The organism is Streptomyces oceani, assembly GCF_001751245.1.
Taxonomy (GTDB): Bacteria; Actinomycetota; Actinomycetes; order Streptomycetales; family Streptomycetaceae; genus Streptomyces; species Streptomyces oceani.
The window spans coordinates 96995-105543 of sequence record NZ_LJGU01000093.1 but is presented as its reverse complement, the minus strand read 5'-3'; the positions used below and the strand labels follow the sequence as shown (position 1 = coordinate 105543).

8 protein-coding genes are annotated in these 8549 nt (G+C 64.5%); 3 read left to right on the top strand and 5 right to left on the bottom strand.

Translation table 11 applies throughout. From position 1 onward, the window contains the following. Positions 1–144 precede the first annotated feature (144 nt). Positions 145–1314: a transposase domain-containing protein gene (locus AN216_RS01925; RefSeq protein WP_212732662.1), complete on the top strand. Its 1170-nt coding sequence runs from the start codon at positions 145–147 to the stop codon at positions 1312–1314. A 240-nt stretch (positions 1315–1554) separates the two neighbouring features. On the opposite strand, the gene AN216_RS01920 is transcribed toward AN216_RS01925, so the two are convergent. Beyond that, a complete protein-coding gene (locus AN216_RS01920; protein WP_170842996.1) occupies positions 1555–3714 on the bottom strand; it encodes an MMPL family transporter in 2160 nt (719 codons plus the stop codon). 477 nt (positions 3715–4191) lie between these two features. Between AN216_RS01920 and AN216_RS01915 the strand changes: the two genes are divergently transcribed. Further along, positions 4192–4524 carry an ArsR/SmtB family transcription factor gene (locus tag AN216_RS01915; protein ID WP_079166130.1) on the top strand — a complete coding sequence of 111 codons (333 nt, stop codon included), beginning with the start codon at positions 4192–4194 and terminating at the stop codon, positions 4522–4524. A 67-nt stretch (positions 4525–4591) separates the two neighbouring features. On the opposite strand, the gene AN216_RS26305 is transcribed toward AN216_RS01915, so the two are convergent. Together AN216_RS26305 and AN216_RS01910 are read right to left on the bottom strand one after the other, a co-directional pair. Next, positions 4592–4936: an ArsR/SmtB family transcription factor gene (locus AN216_RS26305; protein ID WP_079166129.1), complete on the bottom strand. Its 345-nt coding sequence runs from the start codon at positions 4934–4936 to the stop codon at positions 4592–4594. Between the two features lie 39 nt (positions 4937–4975). Further along, positions 4976–5983 (bottom strand): cation diffusion facilitator family transporter, encoded by a 1008-nt coding sequence (locus AN216_RS01910; protein WP_070194799.1) that lies wholly within the window; start codon positions 5981–5983, stop codon positions 4976–4978. Between the two features lie 365 nt (positions 5984–6348). Here AN216_RS01910 and AN216_RS01905 point away from each other — a divergent pair, with 365 nt between their 5' ends. Beyond that, positions 6349–7086: a VOC family protein gene (locus AN216_RS01905; RefSeq protein ID WP_139140834.1), complete on the top strand. Its 738-nt coding sequence runs from the start codon at positions 6349–6351 to the stop codon at positions 7084–7086. Between the two features lie 382 nt (positions 7087–7468). Here the strand turns inward: AN216_RS01905 and AN216_RS01900 are convergent, their stop codons facing one another. Continuing rightward, the gene (locus AN216_RS01900; protein WP_079166156.1) at positions 7469–8206 is read right to left on the bottom strand and encodes a cation efflux transmembrane domain-containing protein; all 738 of its coding nucleotides are present in this window, start codon (positions 8204–8206) and stop codon (positions 7469–7471) included. Further along, the gene (locus AN216_RS27965) at positions 8206–8541 is read right to left on the bottom strand and encodes an ArsR/SmtB family transcription factor (RefSeq protein WP_107401868.1); all 336 of its coding nucleotides are present in this window, start codon (positions 8539–8541) and stop codon (positions 8206–8208) included. Before AN216_RS27965 ends, AN216_RS01900 begins: the two co-directional genes overlap by 1 nt. Positions 8542–8549 lie beyond the last annotated feature (8 nt).

Below are 8549 nucleotides of genomic sequence, written 5' to 3'. Positions count from 1 at the left end.
TGTGTTGGCAAGAGCGCTGCGATCTGCGGTAACTCCGGACGTGAGAAGCGGAGCCCCGGTAGAACTGGCAGTCGACCAAGACAGCCGTTCACCGCACCGGAGGCTCCGCTGTCCGCTCAGTGTGTCATCACGCGTGAGATCACGGTGGCCAACGGCCTGTTCGCACCTGGCCATCTGGGGGAACTTACCCGGATCGTCCCGTTCGAGATGGTCGATGCGGATTTCACCGAGACCGGTGCCGTCCAACAACGACTGCGGAAGATCCCTGCCCGCGTGGTGGTCTACCTGCTGCTGGCCGCAGCTTTGTTCGAGGAGTGCGGCTACTTGGCGGTCTGGCACAAGCGCGCTGGAGGCGACACCGGTCGTGAAGGTCACCGGAACGGCGCTTTGGGACGACCGGAATCGTCTGGGTGTCCGCCTCATGCGGGCTCTGTTCGACCTGTTCCGCGGCCCGGCCACAGCGGTCTGTACCGCCAACGCCCGTTACCGGGGCCTGCTGACCGTCGCGATCGACGGCACCTATCTCGATGTCCCTGTCAGCCCGCTGCACCGGGCCGCCTGGGCAAGGGCAGCAATCAGTACGCGGCCTCCGGCTACCCGCAGATCTGCCTGACCGCGCTGGTGGCCTGCGGCACCCGCGCGGTCCTGGACGCCGCCTTCGGCCCCCGGGCCAGCGGCGAGACCGTCTACGGCAAGCGACTGACGCACTCTCTCCACGCAGGAATGATCATTCTGCTGGACCGGGGCTTCTCCAGCAACGCGTTCGTGGCCGCCGTCGCCGCCACCGAGGCCGCTTTCCTCACTCGCGTCTCGGCCGCCCGCAAACCCCTGGTCCTGGCCCGCTTCGATGACGGCTCCTACCTCTCCCGCTTCGGCGCCGTCGAGGTCCGCGTCATCGAACGCGAGATCACCATCACCACCAGCCAGGGCCCTCGGACCGGGCTCTACCGGCTTGCCACGAACCTCCTTGACCACCATCGATACCCGGCATCCAGCCTGGTCAGCCTGTATCACGAGCGATGGGAAGTGGAGTCCGCCTACTTCGCGATCAAGAAGTCGATGCTGAGCCGACGGGTCCTGCGCTCACAGACCTGGGCCGGCATCACCCTAGGAGGCCTACGCCCTGCTGAGCGCCTACCAGATCCTGCGGATCGCGATCACCGACGCTACCGAGACCACACCCGGAGCGGACCCCGACCGAGGCAGTTTCAGTATCGCGCTCCAATGCGCTCGCGATCAGATCATCCAGGCCGCGGGCATCATCGCCGACCCCACGATCCGACCTTGTCGGAGTCATCGGCCGAGCAGTCCTAGACCAGCTCATGCCCGCCCGCCGCCTGCGCATCAGCCCCCGCGCAGTGAAACTACCCCTGTCCCGATACGCCTACAAAAGCCTCAAGGCCGATCGACACACCTACACAGCCACCCTCAGCATCAACATCTTGCAGCCACCAATCACCCCTTAACTTCACGGCCTTGCCCCAAAGACCCCGACGGGGGCCGGAACACACCGTGTACCGGCCCCCGTCGACGTGTTCGACGATGCGGGGCCGCTCAGCGGCCGTCACCCAGGTCCACCCGTGGCAGAATCCGGTCCAGCCAGCGCGGAAGCCACCAGTTGGCGGGTCCGAGCAGCCTCATCACCGCGGGCACGAGGAAGAGGCGAAGCAGCGTGGCGTCGAGTAGTACCGCTACCGCTAGCGCGAAGCCCATCTGCTTGTTCTCGAGCACATCGGTGAACATGAACGAGGCGAAGACCACCACCATGATCGACGCAGCCGCTGTGATGACCCCGGCAGTGTGCGTGATGCCAGCGGAGACCGCGGCTCGGTTGTCCCCCGTCGCGGCCCATTCCTCCTTCATCCGGGACACCAGGAAGACCTCGTAGTCCATCGACAAACCAAAGAGGATCGCGAAGGCGAACAACGGCAGGATCACTTGGATGAACCCGGCTTCCTCCGCTCCGATCAGAGACGCGCCCACACCCTCCTGGAAAACCAGGACGAGTAGGCCAAAGGCCGCCCCCACCGACAGCAGGTTCATCACGATGGCCTTGAGCGGTAGTAGCACGCTCCGGAACGCGAGGAGGAGCAGCAGGAAGGAAGCGCCGAGTACGAACAGAATGACCAGGGGAGTGGCCCGGGCGTTCTCTGCGGAGATGTCGACGATCTCCGCAGTGCTGCCACCTACGTAGACTTCCAGGCTCGACGAGTCACCCTCTCCGCCCGACAGGGCCGATGGGGCCATGGAGTCACGAATGGTGTGCACGAGGTCGTGCGCCTCGTCGGACTCGGCTCGTACGGAGGGGTATACGACGATGACTCCGGTATTGCCCTGCGCGTTGACCAGTTCGCCCAGGTCCTGTGCGTTGTCGGACTCCAGGAATCGCTCCAAAGCGGTGGGAGAGTGACTGCCCACTCGTTGGTCGAGAACCGAGGTCATCGAAACGGCTTGCTCGGTGCGCGCATCATCCCGCAGGTCTGCTGTGAGACCCGCGACCGCGTTCAGGTCGGCCTTGTCGAAGGAGCCGTCCTTGCTGTTGACCACAACGTTGACAGGGGTGATCACGCCGGGAGCAAATCGCTGGGAGACCAACTCGTAACCACGGCCGGCCGGAGTGTCCGCCACCGCCCCTACGCCCAGGTCCACCCCGAAACGGATGCCGAACGCGGGAACGAGGGCTGTGACCATGACGACCGCCGCCAGTCCTCCGAGCATCAGGGGGCGGCGCATGACCAAGCGCGTCCAGCGTGCCCAGGCGGAGCGCTGAGGGTCTGGGTGCTCCACCTTGCCACGCAGGCCGGGGACAGCGAACTTGTTGATTCTTCCCCGTAGCAAGCCGAGCAGAGCGGGTAGGAGCGTCAGGGTCACGACCACCATGACGGCCACCGCTGCCATCATGCCCGCCGCCATGGTCTGGACGACCGGGGCCCGCACGATGAGAAGTCCGGCGAGTGAGATGAGCACGGTGGAGCCGGAGAAGAGCACGGCTTTGCCGGCGGTCGCCATGGTCCGACCGATCGCCGCCACGTCGTCAGCACGGCTTCCGTCAGAGCGGGTTCGCTCCTCCCTGTAACGCGTGACGATGAAGAGCGAGTAGTCGATTCCCAGCGCGATCCCGACCATGCTCACCACCGACTGGACGAATACGTCGAAGTCGGTGAAGAAACTGGCGACCCCCAGGGCACCAAACGCGAGTACAACGCCGAAGATACCCAGCAGCAGGGGCAATCCGGCAGCTACCAGTGTCCCGAAAGCCACCAGGAGCACGAGCAGAGCAAGCGGCAAGCCGATACTCTCCGCTCGCGCCAGGTCTTCGTTGCCCTGCGCCACGCTTGCTGCCGAGATCGGCGCGTACCCGGTGAAGTAGGCGTCGATCTCATGGTTCTGGACAGCGGAGGCAACGCGCTCCTGAAACGTGGTCGCCTGGCTCTGGAGCTCGCTGTCGCTGCCGTCCATGCCCACGGCAGCGAAGGCCGTACGCCGGTCCCCGGCGATCTGTTGCTCGGCACCCTCGGCGTAGGGGCTGGTTACGTTGAGAACGTGGTCCCCGCTTCGAACCGCGTTGAGAGCGGCTTCCACCGCGCTTCGGTAGGCCGGGTCGTCCACGGTGAGGGAGTCCGAGTCGAAGACCACGAGATCGGATTCCGTGCTGGAGGAGTCGAACTTGTCTGAGATCAACTCGCTTGCGCGCTGGGAGTCCGACCCCGTCACCACGTTGCTGCTTCCGCTCAGCCCACCCAGGAACTGGGTCGCGAGTGCCCCGGCGAGGACCAGGAGTACGGCCCATGCTGCGAGAACCTTGAGGGGGTTACGTGCGCATGCTGTGCCCAGTCGGTAAAACCGCGATGAGTTTCCGTTCTGAGTCGGCAAGGAAGGCGAAGGTGTTCGCCCGACGGGCGAATCCTCCTGTTGCGGTTGCTGGCTCACCTGATTGTCCTTAGGTTCTAGTTTGAATCTGTACGATGTCCGTTGACACGCACGTCCGACCAGCGGCCCGTGGCAGTCGCCCGGCAGCAGGCATCTCACCGCAGCGATTCACTCGCTGAACTGGTGACCATGCGCGATGAGTCCGGGGCCATCCCTGCCCTCGGCTGAACAGCTAAATGCGCAACTACGAAGGTTCGCAAGTCGCTGAAGTTCTGTTGTATCTTCTTGGGCGTGCGAGAAGGAGACCAACCAGAGGTCCACATGCCCAGTGACAAGCAGGCTCAGCTCGCTGCCGATGCCTTCCGCCTGCTCGCAGATCCCACAAGGATCAAGATCCTCTGGGCGTTGCTTCAGGGAGAGGCGTCTGTCTCCAACCTCGCGGAGCTGGTGAACGCGGCGCCCACGGCGGTGAGTCAGCACCTGGCGAAGCTGCGCCTGGCCGGCTTGGTCACCGGCCGGCGGGAAGGCACGTTCGTCTACTACTCGGCAGCCGATGTGCACGTTCACTGGATCCTGGCGGAGGCGTTTTCCAGGGGCGGTTACACCGAGCCCGGCGTGTACCGCCGCTCACCCCCCCATTCCCGCGGAGAATGAACCGCAACCCGGCACTCTTGAAGATCGTGAACGCCGCCTCACGTCACACCCCGCAGGTCGCGCCTGCTCAGCAGCAGCCTTTTTCCAGCGCGTCCGGGCAAGTGCGGTGCGTCGAGACTGTGACCACGGCGCTCCGGAGAGCGTCCAACGCATAGCCGAGTCGTCGGTCCGCCAGTTCGTAGCGCACCTGACGCCCTTCAGACGCCGTCACAATGAGACCGCAGTCCCGCAGGCATGCGAGGTGGTCGGAGAGACGAGTGGTTGAGACGCCCAGTACCTCGGCCAGGTCGGCGGGATAAGCGGGAGCTTCTCCGAGTTCCAGGAGCACGTGACAGCTGAGCGGATTGGCGAGTGCCCGGCCGAAACGTGCCAGAACGTCGTTCTCGGAAACGACATGCGATTGCGAATTCACGTATTCCCCCGGTTAGGAATGCGGGCTTGTCAAGCTCTGTCAATGATCGTGCGGTTCAGCGAAATGAGCCGGACCGTGTGGATCCGGACAATGTGCCGAGACGGTCGCCTTGGGCCGCGCTGCCGTGAGTACGTCATGGAGCTCTGGTGCGTGATCAACCTGCAGAGTCGAATGCGTGATCCCGTAATTCTGGACCAGCAGGCCATCGAGTTCACCTCGTACGGCGTGGCAGTCTTCGCCCTCCTCCACGATGACGTGTGCGGAGAGCGTTGGATGTCCGGACGTGATTGCCCAGACGTGGAGGTCGTGGACCTCTGCCACGCCGTCGTGCGAAGCGAGTCGGTCACCGATCGCATCAGGGTCCAGGCCGTCAGGCGCGGCTTGGAGCAGCACCCGTCCGGAATCACGTACCAGCCCGTAACCCGCTTTGATCATCAGCACGACCACCAGGAGCGTGGCGATCCCGTCCGCGCGAGCGAAGCCCGTGGTCAGCATGATCAGACCTGCGACAGCCGTACCGATGAAGGCGAAGAGGTCATTGAGGATGTGCTGGTAGGCCCCCTCTACGTTGAGCGAGGTCCGGTTGGCTTTCGAGATGCACCAGGTTGCAATGAGATTCACGACGATCCCGACCAGGGCGGTCACGAGAACCATCCAGCCTTCGATCTCAGGCGGATCGATGATGCGGTGGATGGCCTCGTAGCCGAGCCAGGCCGCCAGGAGAAGAAGAGACAGCCCGTTCGCCTGAGCGGAGAGAATCTCGGCCCGCTTCAGGCCGAAGGTGTAGCCACCGCGCGCGGGGCGGGCGGAGAGCCGCATGGCCACCAGTGCGAGCACGATCGACGCGGCGTCGGTGAGCATGTGTGCGGCGTCGGAAAGCAGTGCCAGAGAACCGGAAATGAACGCGATGACACTCTCGACCGCAATGAAAACCGTAATCAGAGCAAGTGCCAGAGACAGCCATCTGCGGTCGGTGTCTGCGGTAACACCATGCGAATGCGCCTCGTGGTCATGGGCCCCATGGCCATGGTGATGGTCAGGACTCACAAGTCTTTCCTCCCGATCTGGGGGCTCGGCCTCAATCAGTGAAACTCATCTCTCGCGAATCGGCAAAGGCTGCATCGGTGACCGTTGTCAATATCGATAACAGCTCGCTGCGCAGCGGACGCTTACCGGACTGACGAATTCCGGATGGCTGTTCCCGGGCGCATCGCCCTTCGCTGGCCGTTGCGTCGGCGGCCGACGAGCCGCGAAGTAGCCGAATTCAGCAGGCTGTGTATGCTGAGTTGGGGTGATAAAGGGCGCTCTGCCAGGCTGGGAAGGTAGAAGGATTGTTGTGAATCCTCCGAGGTCTGTTCGGTAATGGCGGCTGTCCATGCATAGCTCTGCCAGAGCCCGTGTCTGGAGGTATCGTGAAAATCGTTCTCGATCACCCGATGCATTGGGTGCCCAACCTGCAGGAAGCTGAGGACGCTTACGGCCGAGCAGGTCTGCGTCTGCACCCCACGCCCTTCGCCCCGGTCCCCGGCACCCACAGTGCGACATGGTGGGACGGCCGCCGATACGTGGAGGTACTGGCACTGCCGGACCGGGGCAAGGCACTCTCACGCACCAGCATCTACGGGGCGCTCCCGGATGCCGTCATGCCACATGTCGATGCCGTACTCACCGAGGGAGGCGGCGCGACGAACTTCGTGGTGGCGGTCGACGACGTCAACCAGCTGCTGAAAACGATGCACAACGCAGGGACTGGAACAAACACCACGTCTGTCACCATGGGGCGGAAACCTCGGGCCATCACTTTGACGTTCGTCTGGCCCACCACCGGCCCGGCGTGGAAGCCGATCTTCGTTCACTACAGCCTTCCGGAGTGGATGCGGCGCTTCGCGGAGCGTCTCAAACGCGGAGCACCTCCCCAACAGACTCTGAGCGGACTCGTCGTTGAAGTCCCCAACCCGGCGGACAGCGCCCGCTGGCTTGCGTCCGTGCTGGACATTCCCAGTCAGGGATGGCGAATGGAGATCGGCGGCCGGTCCATCTCGTTTCACAAGGGGCCCACGGGGCGCATCACCGCTGTGCGTCTCGAAGGCCGGGACGTAACCCCTTTCGAAGATGCGGGACTTCGCTTCGAACGCGAGGATCGGAAATGATGGGACAGCAACGTCTTCTCCGTTGTCCGCCTGGAGCCGCGCGCCTGAGGAACGCTCGGAACGGCTCAGGCAGTTACCGGCGAGCAGGCGCAAGCAGGTGTCGACATCCGCAAAAGCCCCGTGTGTTCCTACAGGTCAAGTCCCGCGGATCGCGCCAGTGGGTCGTCTCGCGCCGGCTGTCTCGGACACACGCAGAAGTGCTCGGCTCCCGTCGTAGGCGAGTCGCCGAACGCGGATGACGGCGACGCTTTGCACTGTCAACTGACGCTGGAAGAAGCTGTGTTGGCGAGTAGCCGCCTGCTACGTCACCGCCCTCACCCAAACGACGGTCGGGGCGGTCACGTAGCAGACCTTCTGCTGCGAGGCTGCGGAGGCTCCAGTCTCAGAGGCTGTTCTGGGCCGGCTCGCAGCATGAGCACCCGGGTGAACAGCCACACCCGTCCCCGCCCTCTTGGGCGGGTGGTTTCATCAGGGCTGCGGCGGGCGGGGCGGCGCAGCAGCCGTCACCTTTCCACGCCTCACGGCCTTCCTTCACAGCGATGGCGGCGATGAAGAGAGCTGCCACCGGGTCGGCCCAAGACCAGTCCAGCGTCGCGTTGGCCAGTAGCCCGACGAGGAGGATCGCGGAGAGGTAGGTGCAGAGCAGGGTCTGCTTGGAGTCGGCAACGGCCGAGGCGGAGCCCAGTTCGCGGCCGGCTTTGCGCTGGGCGTACGACAGGAACGGCATTATGGCCAGGGACAGGGCTGCGATGACGACCCCGGGCAGTGAGCTGTCGGCTTCGCCGTTCCCCAGCAGAGACCGGATCGCGTCCACGGATACGTAGAGGGCGAGAGCGAAGAAGGAGAAGGCGATGATGCGCAGAGCGGTCTGTTCCCGCGACTGCCGCAGCGCGTCATCCTTGGCGGAGAACTGCCATGCGACTGCTGCGGCGGAGGAGACCTCGATGATGGAGTCGAGCCCGAACCCGATCAGGGCGGTGGATGAGGCCATAGCGCCCGCCGTCAGGGCAACGACTGCCTCGATCACGTTGTAGACGATGGTCGCGGCGACCAGCCACCGCACTCTTCGTGCGAGGGCCTCACGTCGTGCCGGCGAAGGGCCGAGCTGAAGGGAAGTCATCAGCAGCATCCCTTCTCGTCCGCATCTGGGCAGCTGCGGGCGGCCTCGACGGTGACGACGGCGTCCCGGAGGTCGTCGATCGCGTGGCCGAGGCGCGTGTCGGCGAGTTCGTAGCGCACCCGCCGCCCCTCCGGAACAGCTACGACGAGGCCGCAGTCGCGGAGACAGGCCAGGTGGTTCGACAGCCTTGTACGGGAGACGTTGAGCTGGGCGGCGAGGTCTCCCGGATGCCCCGGCCCGTCCCGGAGTGAGAGGAGGATCCGGCAGCGGATCGGGTCGGCGAGTGCCCGCCCGAAACGGGTCAGCTCATCGATGTCTGTGGCGAGAGCAAGCATGTTGGCAA